13 protein-coding genes are annotated in these 15,719 nt (G+C 73.6%); 8 read left to right on the forward strand and 5 right to left on the reverse strand.

From position 1 onward, the window contains the following. From D7044_RS28460 to D7044_RS28470, 3 genes are all read right to left on the reverse strand, one after another. On the reverse strand, positions 1–1,524 hold a 1,524-nt coding region (locus D7044_RS28460; RefSeq protein WP_120690746.1), incomplete at its 3' end, for a sodium:solute symporter family protein. Between the two features lie 143 nt (positions 1,525–1,667). After that, entirely contained in the window at positions 1,668–2,711 is a 1,044-nt protein-coding gene (locus D7044_RS33595) for a hypothetical protein (protein WP_120679572.1), read from the reverse strand. A 12-nt stretch (positions 2,712–2,723) separates the two neighbouring features. Next, positions 2,724–3,458, reverse strand: coding sequence for a hypothetical protein (locus tag D7044_RS28470; RefSeq protein WP_233565157.1), 735 nt, complete (start codon positions 3,456–3,458; stop codon positions 2,724–2,726). A gap of 558 nt (positions 3,459–4,016) precedes the next feature. Here D7044_RS28470 and D7044_RS28475 point away from each other — a divergent pair. From D7044_RS28475 to D7044_RS28505, 7 genes are all read left to right on the forward strand, one after another. Continuing rightward, positions 4,017–6,428 carry a sensor histidine kinase gene (locus D7044_RS28475; protein WP_120679576.1) on the forward strand — a complete coding sequence of 804 codons (2,412 nt, stop codon included), beginning with the start codon at positions 4,017–4,019 and terminating at the stop codon, positions 6,426–6,428. Continuing rightward, a complete protein-coding gene (locus D7044_RS28480; protein ID WP_120679578.1) occupies positions 6,428–6,850 on the forward strand; it encodes a roadblock/LC7 domain-containing protein in 423 nt (140 codons plus the stop codon). Before D7044_RS28475 ends, D7044_RS28480 begins: the two co-directional genes overlap by 1 nt. After that, positions 6,840–7,226, forward strand: coding sequence for a DUF742 domain-containing protein (locus tag D7044_RS28485; RefSeq protein WP_120679907.1), 387 nt, complete (start codon positions 6,840–6,842; stop codon positions 7,224–7,226). Before D7044_RS28480 ends, D7044_RS28485 begins: the two co-directional genes overlap by 11 nt. After that, the gene (locus D7044_RS28490; protein WP_120679580.1) at positions 7,207–7,809 is read left to right on the forward strand and encodes a GTP-binding protein; all 603 of its coding nucleotides are present in this window, start codon (positions 7,207–7,209) and stop codon (positions 7,807–7,809) included. The genes D7044_RS28485 and D7044_RS28490 overlap by 20 nt, the downstream gene beginning before the upstream one ends. 207 nt (positions 7,810–8,016) lie before the next feature. Then, positions 8,017–9,054 carry a lactonase family protein gene (locus D7044_RS28495; protein ID WP_120690747.1) on the forward strand — a complete coding sequence of 346 codons (1,038 nt, stop codon included), beginning with the start codon at positions 8,017–8,019 and terminating at the stop codon, positions 9,052–9,054. A gap of 146 nt (positions 9,055–9,200) precedes the next feature. Beyond that, the gene (locus tag D7044_RS28500) at positions 9,201–10,952 is read left to right on the forward strand and encodes a substrate-binding domain-containing protein (protein ID WP_199716808.1); all 1,752 of its coding nucleotides are present in this window, start codon (positions 9,201–9,203) and stop codon (positions 10,950–10,952) included. Positions 10,953–11,165: 213 nt separating this feature from the next. Continuing rightward, positions 11,166–12,650, forward strand: coding sequence for a sugar transferase (locus D7044_RS28505; protein WP_120690748.1), 1,485 nt, complete (start codon positions 11,166–11,168; stop codon positions 12,648–12,650). 10 nt (positions 12,651–12,660) lie between these two features. On the opposite strand, the gene D7044_RS28510 is transcribed toward D7044_RS28505, so the two are convergent. Beyond that, positions 12,661–13,791 (reverse strand): PP2C family protein-serine/threonine phosphatase, encoded by a 1,131-nt coding sequence (locus D7044_RS28510; protein WP_120679588.1) that lies wholly within the window; start codon positions 13,789–13,791, stop codon positions 12,661–12,663. Between the two features lie 59 nt (positions 13,792–13,850). Between D7044_RS28510 and D7044_RS28515 the strand changes: the two genes are divergently transcribed. Further along, entirely contained in the window at positions 13,851–14,423 is a 573-nt protein-coding gene (locus tag D7044_RS28515; RefSeq protein ID WP_233563219.1) for a MarR family winged helix-turn-helix transcriptional regulator, read from the forward strand. Positions 14,424–14,472: 49 nt separating this feature from the next. Here D7044_RS28515 and D7044_RS28520 read toward each other — a convergent pair whose 3' ends face one another. Continuing rightward, positions 14,473–15,711 carry an ROK family protein gene (locus D7044_RS28520; protein ID WP_233565158.1) on the reverse strand — a complete coding sequence of 413 codons (1,239 nt, stop codon included), beginning with the start codon at positions 15,709–15,711 and terminating at the stop codon, positions 14,473–14,475. Positions 15,712–15,719: the final 8 nt, after the last annotated feature.

Here is a 15,719-nt window from a genome sequence, read left to right on the forward strand (position 1 = left end):
CCCGCGCAGGTCCTCGTCGCGCTTCGGCCTGGTCAGCGGAGTGAGGATCGCGGCGACCACGGCCACCGTGCCGAAGGCGAGGCCCGCCCCCCAGAAGCTCTCCTCCAGGTCCGAGTTGAAGTGGATCACTCCGGCCCGGTACAGCAGATAGGTCCCGACCGCCACCACGGTGCCGGAGAGCAGCGACCAGAAGCCGGCCAGCGCGGTCATCCGCTTCCAGAACATCCCGATGATGAAGGTGCCGAAGAGCGGGGCGTTGAAGACCGAGAAGAGGGCCTGGATGTAGTTCATGATGTTGCTGAACCCGGCCGCGATGAAGGCGGTGCCGATGCCGATCACGACGGCCCCGATGGTGGCGTACCGGCCGATCCGGAGGTAGTAGTCGTCCGGCCGGTCGCGGCGGACGTAGGCCTGCCAGATGTCGTACGTGAACACGGTGTTGAAGCCGCTCACGTTGGCCGCCATCCCGGCCATGAACGAGGCGAGCAGGCCGGTGACCGCCACCCCCAGCACGCCGTTGGGGAGCAGGTCCCGCATCAACAGCGGGATCGCGTTGTTGTACTGCAGGTCGCCGCTCGACGCGCCCAGGCCCTTCACGGTCACCAGGGCGATCAGACCGGGGATCACGGTGACGACCGGGATCAGCAGCTTCGGGTACGCGGCGATGATCGGCGTACGCCGGGCCGCGCTCATGTTCTTCGCCGACAGCGCGCGCTGCACCTCGGCGAAGTTGGTCGTCCAGTAGCCGAACGAGAGCACGAAACCGAGCCCGAAGACGATGCCGAGCCAGTGCGCCCCGAGCGGATTGGCCGAGCTGCCGGTCTCCTGCCAGGCGTGCAACCCCGCCGCACCGAGCTTCGAGTCGCGGACCGCGTCCATCAGGCCGGAGACGCCGCCGACCTTCACCAGACCGATCACGGTGACCGGGATGAGCCCGGCCAGGATCACGAAGAACTGGAGCACCTCGTTGTAGATCGCGCCGGAGAGGCCGCCGATGGTGATGTAGGCCAGCACGATCGCGGCGCCGACGATGACGGCCACCCAGAGCGGCCAGCCGAGCAGCGCCTGCATGACCAGCGCCAGCGCGTAGAGGTTCACCCCGGCGATCAGCACCTGGGCGACCGCGAAGCTGATCGCGTTCAGCAGGTGGGTCGGGCGGTTGAAGCGCAGCCGCAGGTACTCGGGCACGCTACGAACCCGGGAGCCGTAGTAGAAGGGCATCATCACGATGCCCAGGAAGACCATCGCCGGCACGGCACCGATCCAGTAGTAGTGGAGCGTCATCACGCCGTACTGAGCGCCGTTGGCGGCCATACCGATGATCTCCAAGGCCCCGAGGTTGGCGGAGACGAAGGCCAGGCCGGTCACCCAGGCGGGCAGTGACCGGCCGGAGAGGAAGAAGTCGACGCTCGTGCGGATCGCCCGGCGGGCGGCGAAGCCGACGCCGAGCACCGTGACGAAGTAGAGCGCCAGGAGGACGTAGTCCAAGGCGTTCATGTCGAGCCGAAGTCCGCCGCCGTCCATCCGCGTCACCTCTCGTCCCACCGGTCGCGTCTCGCGGGCGGCCTACTACCCGAGGCCACCGGAGTCCACGCCTGGATCGGAGGTTCACCGGCCGGGAAACACGAAAGCGCCCCGGCCGGTGGCCGGGGCGCCCTCGTGGACGGTCAACGACCGAGCACGCGGTCCAGGAAGTCCCGGTAGCGACGGACCGCCATCCGTAGCTCCTCGGTGTCCGCGGAGCCGTCCCCCTGCCAACTGCCGAGGCTGCTCTTCTGCGCCGCCAGCGCCGCGGAGAGCGCCTCGATCGCCTCCTCGACGAGCGCCTCGGCGTGGCCGGCCGCGGCCCGTGGGTCGTCCACGAAGCGCAGCTGGACGTCCCGCCAGCGATCGCGGAACCCCTGCGCGGTCAGCGCGTCGAAGAGGCTCGCCGGCTCGGCGGCCACGGTGGAGCCGGCCGGTCGGGCGGTTCCCGCCGAGGCGAGGGTGCCGGACCGGCCGGCCGGGGCGGAGCCCGGCATCTCGTGCCCCGTGGAGCGGGTGGGATCGGCGTCGGGCGAGACCGCGTCCGGGTCGACCGCCCCGGGGACGGGGCTGCCGTAGCCGGCCGCGTCGACCGTTCCCGCGTCGGGGTCGCCGCCGGACGCGGTCAGGTCCGCCCGTCGCTCCGGACCGCCCTCGACCGCGCCGGGTGGCACGACGGTGCGCGTCGCCGACGGGTCCGTCCGGACCGCCCCGGACGCGGCCGACGCGGTGACCGAGGTGCCCCGGCGGTGCAGTTCGGCCGTCGGATCGGCCCGCGGGCCCTCGCGGGTGCCCTCCTCGGCGCCGTCGCCCGGTCGCGCCGTCCGCTCCTCCCGGGCATCCGGCTCGTCCTCCGGACGTGGGCTGGCGAGTGCGGACGCGGCGACGGCGCCGGCCACCGTGGGGGCGCCGAGGGCGGTCGGCACCGGCCCCGGCTCGTGGAAGCCGCCCTCACCGGCGTCCCGCTGCGCCGTTCGGGCGACCCGGGTGTCGTCGTCGGCGTCGGTGCGCCCGGTCCGGGCGTCGTCGCCGGTCACCGACGGATCGTCGAACGTGCCCCGGTCGTCCAGCGCGTCCTCCGGCACCTCCGTCCGCCCACCACCGTCGCCGCCGGGCGGCACGGGTACCGGGGCGGACCGGACGGCCTCGGGCTGGTCGTTGCTCACCTGCTGCTTGTCCTGGCGCATCGCGGTGCCTCCTCAGCGGTTGGTGGCGTCGTGGGCCTGCTCCGGGCGGCGCTGCGCCGGGGGCTCCGCCTCCGACGCGCGGGGCTCGGGGTGCTCCGGCTCGCGCGGCTCCGGGTGCTTCCCCTCCGGTTCGCGCGGCTCGGGGTGCTCGCCCTCCGACGCGCGCGGCTCGGGGTGCTCCTCCGGCCGGCGCTGCTCCGGTGGCCGGGGATGCACCGGCTCCTCGCCGAGCAGGTCGGCGAAGAGCGAGCGGTAGTGCACGACGGCCTGCCGCAGCTCCTCGGTGTCGGCCTCGCCCCGGCTGTTGCGCAGGTGGATCTCGTGCGCGTCCCGGTAGTGGGTGAGCGTGCGGGCGTGCTCGACGGAGAGATGGGCGATCTGGTCGGAGAAGTCACCGGTGGGGTACCCGCGCTCGGCGATCAGCCGGGTGACCAGTTCGTCCGCGTCGCCGACGGCGTCGGCCGGGGAGTCGACGAAGCGGACCTGGAGCTCCTCCCAGGCGGCGGTGTAGCGGGCCCGGGACTCCGGGGTGAGCGGGGTGAGCGCCAACTCCGAGTGCCGGCGTTCCCGCTCGCGCAACTCCCGCTCGGCGGCCGCGCGGCTGTCCCGTTCGGCGACCACCCGGTCGTACTCCGGGCCGAACCGGTTGCGCAACGACCGCCGGCGCGCCGACGAGCGAGCGGCGACGGCGATCGCCACGAGCACCAGTACGGCGACGAGGATGACGATTATCTGCGTGGGCGACATGGCTCCTCCTTCGTCACCCGGTATTCCCTCGCCTCACCGATCGCCAATCCCGATCCGCCGTACTTTCCTGGGCGATCCCTGCGCTCCGCCGCGCCGGTACGCCCTCGCTGCGCGGCTTGTCCGGTTTCCGACCTGGAAGTTGCCGATTCCACGGCGACTCCCGGACCGGGGCGGCGGCCGGTGGGGCCGCTCGCCGCACCCGACCTCGTCGAGACCGTGGAGTCGCCGGATCGCGGAGCGCCGGGGGAGCAGCCCTGGGCCAGCGGCGAACCGGGGTCGACGAGGCGGGGTCGACGAGGACCCGGTCCTGGCGTGGCCGGCGTCCGGTCGTGCGGCTCCGACGATCGCCGGTCACCACCGGTCGACCCGCGCCCGCCCGGCTCCACATCGGAGCGTTGTGGTGACCGCAACGGGCGGTAGTGCATCTTGCCGCGATTACGTATCCTGCCCAAGGCGCCCGTGCCGGTGCCCGGCGCCAGGTGCCGGGAGGCTGCCCGGTGGGAGCGCTGCCCGGCCGTCGCCGGCGCTCCTCCTGCCACACCGCCCGGGCGAGGTCCGATGAGAACGCGCGACTGGCCGATCCGCTCGAAGCTGACGGCGCTGGTCGTCGTGCCGGTGACGGCACTGCTGGCACTTTGGATCTTCGCGACCACGCTGACCTTCGGGCCGGCGCTCGACCTGCTCTCCGCCCGTACGTTCCGCTACGACCTGGGCCGCCCCGGCGACGCAGCCGTCGCCGAGCTGCAACGGGAGCGCCGCCTCACCGTCGAGCAGCTCGCCGGCACCAGGCCGCTGCCCGCCCTCGCCGAGCAGCGGGAACGCACCGACCGGGCGCTCGCCGAGCTGCGCCGCCGGGTCACGGGCGAGGAGCTGCGGGACGCCGCGGACGCGTCTCTCCAGGCCCGGATCGACCAACTCGTCACCGCCCTGGACGCGCTCCCCGCCGGCCGGGGCTTCATCGACCAGCGGAGACTGGACCGGGCCGGCGCCTTCGGGCTCTACAACGGGATGATCGGATCGGCCTTCCAGGCGTTCGCCGCCACCGCGACGCTGCCCGAGCCGGAACTCAACCGGGAGTCCCGCGCGTTGACCGAGCTCGGCCGGTCCCGGGAACTGCTCGCGCAGGCCGACGCCCTGCTCAGCGGGGTGGTGACCGCCGGGCGGTACGCCGAGGGGGAGCACGCCCGGCTGGTGCAGATCATCGGCAACCACCGCTTCCTCACCGAGGACGCGGTGGCCGACCTGCCCGCCGCGGAGCGGGCCGCCTACCAACGGCTGACCGAGCAGCCGGCCTTCGCGCGACTACGGGTGATGCAGGACCGCCTGGTCGCCGGAGATTCCCGGACGGTGCCGTCGGTCGACCCGGCCGGCTGGCAGGCCAGCTACGACGAGGTGCAGCAGCAGCTGCGGGAGTACGAGCTCGACGCCGCCGACGGGCTCGCCGACCGCTCGGTGCCGAACGCGATCCGGATCCTCGTCCGGCTCGCCGTCGCCGGGGTGCTCGGGCTGGTCGCCGTCGTCGCCTCGGTGCTGGTCGCGGTGCGGGTCGGCCGGACGCTGGCCCGCCGGCTCAGCGGCGTACGGACCGCGGCCCTGGAGTTGGCCGAAGCGCGACTGCCGGAGGTGGTGACCCGGCTACGGCGGGGCGAACAGGTCGACGTGGCCCGCGAGGCACCCCCGTTGGAGTACGGCGACGACGAGATCGGCCAGGTCGGCCGGGCGTTCAACGAGGTGCAACGCACCGCCATCCGGGCGGCTGTCGACGAGGTCACCCTGCGACGTGGACTCAACGAGGTCTTCCTGAACATCGCCCGGCGCAGCCAGAGCCTGGTGCACCGGCAGCTCGCCCTGCTCGACCGGATGGAGCGGGGCACCGAGGACCCGGACGAGCTGGCCGAGCTCTTCCAGGTGGACCACATCGCCACCCGACTGCGCCGGCACGCCGAGGACCTGGTCATCCTGGCCGGGGCCGCCCCCGGCCGGGGCTGGCGCAATCCGGTCGCGGTCGTGGACCTCGTCCGTGGCGCGATCTCCGAGGTCGAGGCGTACGACCGGGTGGACATCGTGGACGTGCAGCCGGCCGGAGTGCTCGGGCGGGCGGTCGGCGACGTGATCCACCTGCTCGCCGAGCTGATCGAGAACGCCACCGCCTTCTCCCCGCCGGCCACCCGGGTCAGCGTCAACGGTCAGCGGGTGGCCAACGGGTACGCCCTGGAGGTCACCGACCGCGGTCTGGGTATGTCCGACGCCGCGCTGGAGGACGCGGGCCGGCGGCTCGCCCGCTCGCCCGAGTTCGACCCCGCCGAGAGCGCCCGGCTCGGCCTCTTCGTGGTGGCGCGGCTGGCCGCCCGGCACGCCGTACGGGTCAACCTGCGCCGGTCGGAGGCGGGCGGGATCACGGCCGTCGTGCTCATCCCGGCGGAGCTGGTCACCGACGAACCGGCCCCGGGCGTGGGGGACGTCGTCGGCCGGGTGCCCGAGCGTCGCCTGACCGCCGCCCGAAGTGGCGCGGCGCCCCGGCCACGGGTGGCCACGAGCCGCCGCGCCTCCACACCGGTGCCGACGACCGCCGGCTCCGATGCGGTGGCCGAGCAGCTCGCGCCGCCATTGCCCGTCGAGGCGCCGCCCTCGACGGAAGCAGGGGAGACCTCCCCGAGCGACCTGGACGGCCTGCCCCGACGGGTCCGCCGACGGCCCCCGCCCGCCCCCTCGGCGCACCCGGCCGACGACACACCGACGCCGCGTCCGCCCGAGGAGGTGCGCCGGGTGATGGCGGCGTTGCAGGCGGGCACCGCCCGTGGACGCGCCGCGGCGTCGACCGGCCCGGCGCCTGGCATCGGCCCCGACGTGGCCCGTGGGCGCGTGGTGGCGTCGACCGGCCCGGCGCCCGGCACCAGCCCCGACCCGGCCCCGCCGTCCGGCACTCCGATGGCCGGCGGAGAACCGACCGATCCTGAGAGGGACGCCTAGTGCAGCAACCGACGAAGCAGAGCGCCGATCTCGACTGGCTGCTCGACGAGCTGGTGCAACGGGTACCGGCCGCCCGCGAGGCGGTGGTGCTGTCGGCGGACGGGCTGCTCCTCGGCTCCACCGCCGATCTGGACCGGGCCGATGCCGAGCACCTGTGCGCCCTGGCCGCCGGATTCGCCAGCCTGGCCCGCGGCGCGAGCCGGCACGTCGACGGCGGGCCGGTGCGGCAGACCGTGGTGGAGATGGAGTCGGCGTACCTCTTCGTCACCGCCGCCGGGCAGGGCGCCTGCCTCGCCGTCGTCAGCGACGCCGACGCGGACATGGGTCTGGTGGCGTACGAGATGGCGATGCTGGTGATCCGGGTGGGTGAGTACCTCACCGCCCCGGCCCGGCCGTCCGCGGGTGCCGTCGATGCTGGCTGAGCCGCCGCGGCCGCACCACGAGTGGCTGGACGACGCCGCAGGCCCGGTCGTCCGCCCCTACACGCTCACCGGCGGCCGGGTCCGTTCCGCCGCCGACGGGTTCGACCTGGTCGCGTTCATCCTGGCGGGGCCGCAGGCGAACGCGGCCGACCCGCAGCTCGCGCCGGAGCACCGACGACTCGTCGAGCTGACCCACCGGCCGGTGCCGGTGGCGGAGCTGGCGGCCGAGTTGGATCTCGCGGTCGGCGTCGTCCGGGTGCTCCTCGGCGACCTGCTCGCGCGCGGCCTGATCGCGGTGCACGAGCCGCTCACCGCCTCCTCCATTCCCGACGACGACATTCTCAAGGCGGTGGTCAGTGGACTCCGTGCGCTTTGACCGGACGGGCGCCGGTACCCGGGTGCCCCTGGCGCTGAAGATCCTCATCGCCGGTGGGTTCGGCGCCGGCAAGACGACGCTGGTGAGCGCGTTGAGCGAGGTCCGGCCCCTGCAGACCGAGGAGATCCTGACCGGCGCCGGGGCCGACACCGACGACATCTCCGGCGTGGAGGGGAAATCCACCACCACTGTCGCGATGGACTTCGGCCGGATCACCATCAACGAGGACCTCCAGCTCTACCTGTTCGGCACCCCGGGACAGGACCGCTTCTGGTTCCTCTGGGACGAGCTGGCCTTCGGGGCGCTCGGCGCGGTGGTGCTGGCCGACACCCGTCGGCTGTCCGACTGCTTCCCCTCGATCGACTACTTCGAGCAGCGGGGCATCCCGTTCGTGGTGGGGGTGAACTGCTTCGACGGCGCTCGCCAGTACGACCTGGCGACCGTACGTCGCGCACTGGACCTCGACCCGGAGGTGCCCGTGCTGCTCTGCGACGCGCGGGATCGGCAGTCCGGCAAGCTGGTGCTGATCGGCCTGGTCGAGCACGTCGCCCGGCAGCGGGGCGAGCCGGTGCCGGTGGCCTGAGCCTCGCCATTCGCACCGCCGGACGTCGGCCGTCGAAAGCCCGCGGCCGCCCGGCGGCCGTCGAAAGCCCGCGGCCGGAGGTCGGCCGTCGAAGCCTGCTGTTCGGCTGTCCATCGGGAAAGAAATCACGCACCGATGGCTGACCGGGCGGCGACGGGGGAAGTCTCTGGTTGGATCTGACGGAGGCGTCGGCGGAGGGCGGATCAGGTGAACGGTCGGGTTGAGGTCGTCCACATCGGGTGCTACACGGCGGAGAGCGGCGGGCGCGGAATCGGGGTCATGACGGCCCGCCGTGATCCGGCGTCCGGCACGTTGACGCTGCTGGACACCGTCGCGCCGACCGCCTCGCCGTCGTTCCTGGCCCGCCACCCGACCCGGCCCGTGCTGTACGCCGTCAACGAGCTGGCCGACGGGGCGGTCAGTGCGTGGCGGGTGGGTCCGGCCGGGGAGTTGACGCCGCTGGCCAGCCGGGCCACCGGTGGTGCCGAGCCGTGCCACCTGGCCGTGCTCCCGGGCGGTGGTCACCTCGTGGCCGCCAACTACGGCGGCGGCAGCGTCACGGTCTTTCCGCTCGACTCCGCCGGGGTGCCCGGCGAGCGCACCGATCTGGTGGCGCACGAGGGGCACGGTCCGGATCGGCAGCGGCAGGAGCGGGCGCACGCGCACATGGTCTCCCCGGGGCCCGCCGACGGCCCGCTGCTCGCGGTCGACCTCGGAACGGACTCGGTCTACCGGTACGACCTGGACCCCGCCTCGGGCCGACTGACGCCTCGGGGCGCGCGGCTGCGCACCACGCCCGGCGCGGGCCCTCGACACCTGACCCGCCATCCGGACGGGCGGCGCGTTCACCTGGTGGGCGAGTTGGACGCGACGGTCACCACGTACGAGTTGACGGCCGACGGGTCGCTGCGGGAGCTCAGCCGGGTGAACGCGAGCGGCCGGCCCGGGCACGTGCAGCCGTCGGAGATCGCGGTACGGCCGGACGGGAACTTCCTCTACGTGGCCAATCGTGGCGTCGGCACCATCGCCGTCTTCGATCTGCGGGGCGACCGGCCGGACCTGGTGGCCGAGGTGGAGACCGGCGGGGAGTGGCCCCGTCACTTCGCGCTGATCGGGGAGCACCTCTACGTGGCCGACGAGCGAGCGCACATGATTCGCACCTTCCGGGTCGACGCGCCGACGGGGGCGCCCGAGCCGGTCGATGAGCCGTTGCCGGTGCCGAGCCCGACGTGTGTGCTGCCCTGAGTCGGGGCGTACGGCGACCGGATCGGCCACACCGCGAGGCCGGTTGGTAACCCTCAGTTCCTAAACGTTGATCAACTGTTTCTCCTCCGTAACTTTCGTCCGAACGGTCATGGCAGTTCAGCCGCTGGGTACGCAAGATTGTCTGCGTGTCTGCAGGCCGCCATCGCATGCGTTCGAAGATTTCCGGAGTCGCCGCCGCCGCATCGGCGACGGCGCTCGTCGTTGTTGCGGCGGGCACCTGGTTCGGTTACCGGGAGTTGATACAACCCGCGTGTTCGGGTCAGATCCAGCTCTCGGTGGCCGTGTCGGCGGAGCTGGCCCCCGCGGTCGACGCCGCCGCCTCACAGTGGGTCGAGGACGGCGCGGCGGTGGGCGGCACCTGTATCGCCGTCAACGTCAGCGCCAGTGAGCCGGTCGACGTCGCGGCGGTGGTCGCCGCCAAGCACGGCGCGGTCCTGGCCGGCGTGGGCCAGGCCAGCGGCACGGCCGTGGCGCCGGACGTCTGGATTCCGGACTCGTCCACCTGGCTGGTCCGGCTCAAGAAGGAGGCGACCGCCTTCGCGCCGACCAACGGCGCGTCGATCGCGCGCAGCCCGGTGGTCGTCGCGATGCCCCAACCGATCGCCATGCGGCTCGACTGGCCGAACGCGAAGCTGAAGTGGACCGACCTGCTCAAGCAGGTGAACAGCAGCAAGCCGCTCTCCACCGGCATCGTCGAGCCCACCCGTGACAGCGCCGGGCTCTCCGGCCTGCTGTCGTTGACCGCGGCCGCGGGCGGCGCGGGCGGCGACCAGGAGACGACTGTCGGCGCGCTACGCGCGTTGGCCACGGGTCGCTCCGCCCTCCGCACCGACCTGCTCGAGCGGTTCCCGAAGTCGACCGATCCGGCGGCGATCGCGAGCGGCCTCGGCGCCGCTGCCCTCTCCGAAGAGGACGTGATCGCCTACAACAAGACGAAGCCGCCGGTCCCCCTGGCCGCGCTCTACCTGGAACCGGCGCCGGCGCCACTGGACTATCCGTTCGCCGTGCTGCCCGGCGTCGAGCCGGACAAGGCTTCGGCGGCCCGGGTGCTCTTCGAGCTGCTGACCACCGGCGACTTCCGGGACCGGCTGGCCGCGCGCGGGCTGCGGGCGCCGGACGGCAACTGGGGCGCGGGGTTCGAGGCGCCGCAGGGCGCTCCCAGCCCGGCCGGAACGCCGGCCGCGCCGAACGGTGGCGGCACGGCGGCCGGCGGGCTGGACGGCGACTCGATCGACCGGGTCGTCTCCAGCTGGTCCATCGCCACCCAGACCGGCCGGATGCTCGCCGTCATCGACGTCTCCGGCTCGATGAAGGCGGAGGTGCCGGCCGCCAACAACCGCAGCCGCGAGGAGGTCACGGTCGAGGCGGCCCGTCGCGGGCTCGGTCTCTTCGACAACTCGTGGCAGATCGGGCTCTGGACCTTCTCCACCAACCTGGTCGGAACCCGGGACTACAAGGAGTTGGTGGGCATCGCGCCGCTCTCCGGCAACCGGGGCAGGTTGGAGTCGGCGCTGAGCACCATCCGACCGTCCGACGGTGACACCGGCCTCTACGACACCATCCTCGCGGCCTACAAGCGGGTGCAGGGCGACTGGCAGGCGGGCCGGGTGAACTCGGTGGTGCTCTTCACCGACGGCAAGAACGATGACAAGTCCGGCATCTCCCAGGCGAAGCTCCTCGCCGACCTGAAGGGCCTCGCCGACCCGGATCGGCCGGTGCAGGTCATCCTGATCGGCATCGGCGACGGCGTGAGCAAGGCGGAGCTGGACTCGATCACGAAGGTGACCGGTGGCGGAAGCTTCGTCGCCAAGAACCCGACCGAGATCGGGGGCATTTTCCTGAAGGCCATCGCGCTGCGGCCACCGGCGCCGCGCTGACCCGCCGGACAGCCTCGGGGCCCGTCGTACCGCTCGATCGGTACGGCGGGCCCTCTTCCATCCGCGCCCACGGCCAGGAAAAGTGACGGCAATACGTCGCAAGCAATCGGCCACCATGGTTGTCAGGGAGGATGTCGACGTGCCCCGGCATCGTCGGCCCCCGCCCGGCCCGATAGTCGACCCGGGGCCGTCCTGAGCGAAGTGGGAGGGCTGGTGACCTCGGCTACGCTGTTGACCCCTGCCAGGACGCCGTGGACTCCGGAGGGCACCCCGCCCGGAGCCGCGACCCGCATCGACGAGCGGGCCTACGTCCGTGCCCTCGTCGTGCTGGACAGCGTCGTTCTGACCGTCGCTCTGCTGGTCGGCTACCTCGCCCGCTTCGGCGACGAGGTGCCGAGCGGTTCGAAGGTCCCCTACGTGCTGGTGGCGCCCGGGCTGGTGCTCGTCTGGCTGGTCTCGCTCAAGGCGTTGGGCTGCTACGACGACCGGGTGATCGGCTACGGCGCGGACGAGTACCGCCGGGTGAGCACCGCAAGCCTGCGCCTGGCCGGTGGGATCGCCATCGTCGGCTACGTGGCCGACGTGGGCGTGTCCCGGGGCTTCCTGGCGATCTCGTTCGCGGTCGGCACCCTCGGCCTGGAAGTGGCCCGGTTCGCCGCCCGCAAGCGGCTGCACCGGGCGCGTTCGCACGGCGGCGGCTGGTCCCGCAAGGTGCTGGTGGTCGGCGACACCGCCCACGTGCTGGAGCTGGTGCAGACCCTGCGGCGTGAGCCGTACGCCGGCTACCACGTGGTCGGCGCCTGCATCCCGGACGCGCTGCTCGCCCCGGTGCCGCAGCGGCTCGGTGACGTGCCGGTGGTCGGGTCGTTCCGGGGCATTCCCGAGGCCGCCACCGCGATCGGCGCGGACACTGTCGCCGTCACCGCGTCGGGTGAGCTGACCGCCGCGCGGCTGCGCCGGCTCGGCTGGCAGCTCGAGGGCACCGGCGTCGACCTCGTCGTCGCTCCGGCGCTGACCGACGTGGCCGGCCCCCGCATCCACACCCGTCCGGTCGCCGGGCTGCCGCTGATCCACGTCGAGGCGCCCGAGTTCCGGGGCACGCGCAAGCTGGTGAAGGGGTTCGTCGACCGGGCCGCCGCCGGCGTCGCGTTGACGCTGCTGCTGCCGGTGCTCTCGGTCATCGCCCTCGCCATCCGGCTGGACAGCCGCGGGCCGGTCTTCTTCCGGCAGACCCGGGTCGGCCGCGGCGGGCACGAGTTCGGGGTGTGGAAGTTCCGCACGATGGTGGTCAACGCGGACGCCCTGCTGACCGAGCTGACCGCCCGCAACGAGACCGACGGCCTGATGTTCAAGATGCGCGACGATCCCCGGGTCACCCGGGTCGGGCGGCTGCTGCGCAAGTGGTCGCTGGACGAGCTGCCGCAGCTGGTCAACGTCCTGCTCGGCCAGATGAGTCTGGTCGGCCCCCGACCGCCGTTGCCGTCCGAGGTGGCCCGCTACGACGGGGACGTGGCCCGGCGACTGCTGGTCAAGCCGGGCATGACCGGGCTCTGGCAGGTCAGTGGACGGTCCGACCTGAGCTGGGAGGACGGCATCCGCCTCGACCTCTACTACGTGGAGAACTGGTCGCTCGCGGCCGACCTCACGATCCTCTGGAAGACCTTCGGCGCGGTGGTCAACGGCCGCGGGGCGTACTGAGCGCGCGGGGTCAGGATCGCCTGCCGGTCCAGTCCACGCAGACCACGACGGCGTCGTCGATCAGGTCGCCGGCCACGAACGCGCGCAGGTCGCCGAGGAGCGAGCGGACGGCGTCCAGTGGCTCCATCGGCCCGGTACGGCGCAGGAAACGCTCCAGCGCCGTCTCGCCGTAGTGGGCGTGCTTCCCGACCGCGTCGATCACCCCGTCGCTGAGCACGAAGAGCCGTTCCCCCCGGTGCAGCGGGAACCGCTGCTCGCGGTAGTCGGTCGCCTCGAACATGCCGAGGGGGAACTGCGCCTCCAGCTGCTGCTCGACCACCTCGCCGTCGCGGACGCGCATCAGCTGGGGCGATCCGGCGTCGACGGCGCTCATCACCCCGCTCTCCAGGTCGAGCTCCAGCAGCAGGGCGGAGAGGTACTGGTCGCCCCGGTACAGGTCGTAGATCGCCTGGTCGGCGAGGGCGGCCTGATCGGCCAGCGCGAGCCGGGCCCGGCGGGCGTTACGCAGCGCGCTGGTGGCCAGCGCGGTCAGCATCGACGCCGCGACCCCCTCACCCATCCCGTTGATGATCGCCACCCAGAGCCGCTGCCCGTCGTCGGACCAGTCGAAGCTGTCACCCCGCACCGCGTACGCCGGCTCCAGCTGCCCGGCGAGGCGGAACGCGGCCCGGGTGCGGCTGCGCCCCGGCAGCAGCTCCCACTGCATCTCGGCGGCGAGGGTCAGGCGTCGGCTGCGTCGGGCGGTGCGGTAGACGTCGGTGCCGGCGGAGACGGCGGCCAGCTCGTGGCCGAGCGCGGTGGCGATCCGGGCGAGCTCCTCCCGTACGGCCGGCTCGTCGGGCACCGGAGCCAGTCGCAGGACGCCGCGCCGCTCACCTCGCATGCTCACCGGAAAGTACCCGGTCGGGCCGTCCAGCACCGGCTCCTGGTGGTCGAAGCAGCGCCAGGCGGGGTGCCCGGGGCTGGTGATCCCCGCCCCCTCGCCGAGCGGCAGCAGGACCGCGAGCCGGTAGTCGACCTGGAGCAGCTCGGCGGCGGTGATCCCGTACGTCTCGGCGAGAACGCCCGCGACGGCGTCGACCAGCCGGTGGGCCGGCGCGTCGGTAAGCGCCTCTCGTGCCCGATTGACCGGTTTGCTCATTCCCCGCTCCTCGTTCGGCGGCCCGATCCGCCGGTTCGGCGGAGTACTCTCGGGCCACCATGGCCGAACTGCACGAACCACCGGACTCCGCGCCGAGTATGGCTGCCGCACTGGATGCTGCGGCGGGTGCCCTACTCACCGTATGGGAAGCGGCGCGGGAGCGGACGACCAGCCGCGTGTCCGGCGCGCAGTTGCGTGCGGTGATGGTGGTCGAGCAGCACGACGGGATCAATCTCCGCCGGCTCGCGAGCCGGCTCGACATGCTGCTCAGCTCGGCCAGCCGGCTCTGCGACCGGCTCGTGGCCGCCGGGATGCTCGAGCGCGAGCCGGGGCGGCTCGACCGTCGGGAGATCGCGCTGCACCTCACCCCGGAGGCCCGCCGCCTCCTCACCGAGCTGCGGGAGGACCGGCGGGAGCAGCTCGCCCGCATCCTCTCCGGGATGACCGCGGAGAGCCGGGAGGCGCTGCTGCACGGGATGCGGGAGTTCGACGAGACCGCCCGCCGGCAGGAGGCCGAGTCCGCCCCGGTGGAGCCGGTGCCGGTCCGGCCGGACGGGTTCGACGGCGACGCCGCGACCCTGCCCGCGCCCCGCGACTGGTCGGACGGATCACCGGTGGCCCGTACGGCCTGACCCGCGGCCGCCTGCCCGGGATCGGCCGGGTCCACCCGGCGCGGGTCGCTCAGCCGGTGCGCGCCAGCCAACCCGCCGGCCGCGCGATGATCCGGCGCACCACCGAGCCGGCCGCCCCCACCGCCGCGGCGTCGGCGCCGAGGGCCGCCGGTCGGACGGTGACCGGTGACCAGGCGGCGGTGAGCACCCGGCGGGAGATCTCGTCGAGCACCGGTGGGCGCAGCCACGGGGTGAGCGGGGCGTAGCCGCCGCCGAGCACCACGGTGTCCAGGTCGAGCAGGTTCACCACGGAGGCGACCGCGATGCCGAGCGCGGTGCCGGCCTCGTGCAGCGCGCCCAGCGCGTCCGCCGAGCCGGCGGTGGCGAGTTCGGCCAGCCGGAGGGGGGCCGTGTCGGCCGGCAGGTCGGCCCGGTCCAGGCCGGCGGCGGCGAGGATCGCCTCCTGCCCGGCGTACTGCTCCAGGCAGCCCCGGCCGCCGCAGCGGCAGCTGCGCCCCTGCGAGTGGACGGGGATGTGCCCGATCTCGCCGCTCCAGCCGCGGGCGCCGCGGAAGAGGTCGCCGTCGAGCACGATCCCGGCGCCGATGCCGACCTCGCCGGAGATGTGCAGGAAGCTGCTCGGCCCGTCGGTGTCGGCGTGCAGCTCGCCGAGCGCGGAGAGGTTCGCCTCGTTGTCGACCACGATCAGGGGTACGCCGTCGACCCGTTCGGTCAGCGGGGGGAGTCCGGCGAGCAGCGTCGGCACCGGCACGTCCCGCCAGCCGAGGTTGGGCGCCAGCCGGACCGTGCCGGCGTCGTCGACCAGGCCGGGCACGCCGAGCGCCGCTCCGGCCAGGGTGAGTCCCTGCGCGGCGGCCTCGGCCCGGGCCTGCCCGGCCAGCTCGACGAGTCGGTGGAGCGCGTCGGCGGGGGAGACCGGCCGCAGGTCGGCGCGGCGCACGGTGTGGTGCCGTACCCGCCCGGCGAGGTCGACCACGCAGACGGCGAGGTAGTCGACGTTGATCTCCAGCCCGAGCCCGGCGGGACCGTTGCCGGCCAGCACGAGCCCACGGGCCGGTCGGCCCGCACCGGTACGCGGGGCCGGTTCGGCCTCGGTCACCAGCCGGCCGGTGATCAGGTCCTCGACGACGGCGGAGACGGTGGCCCGGGTGAGGCCGGTCTCGGCGGCGAGGTCGGCCCGGGACGGCGGGCGCTCGGCGGCGGCGATCCGGCCGAGCACCACGGCGAGGTTGAGCTCGCGCAGGCTGCCCTGGCGGACCGCGCCGCCGGGGCCGGGGGTAGGCGTCACCCCTTGAC

Source organism: Micromonospora musae, assembly GCF_003626635.1.
Lineage (GTDB): Bacteria > Actinomycetota > Actinomycetes > Mycobacteriales > Micromonosporaceae > Micromonospora > Micromonospora musae.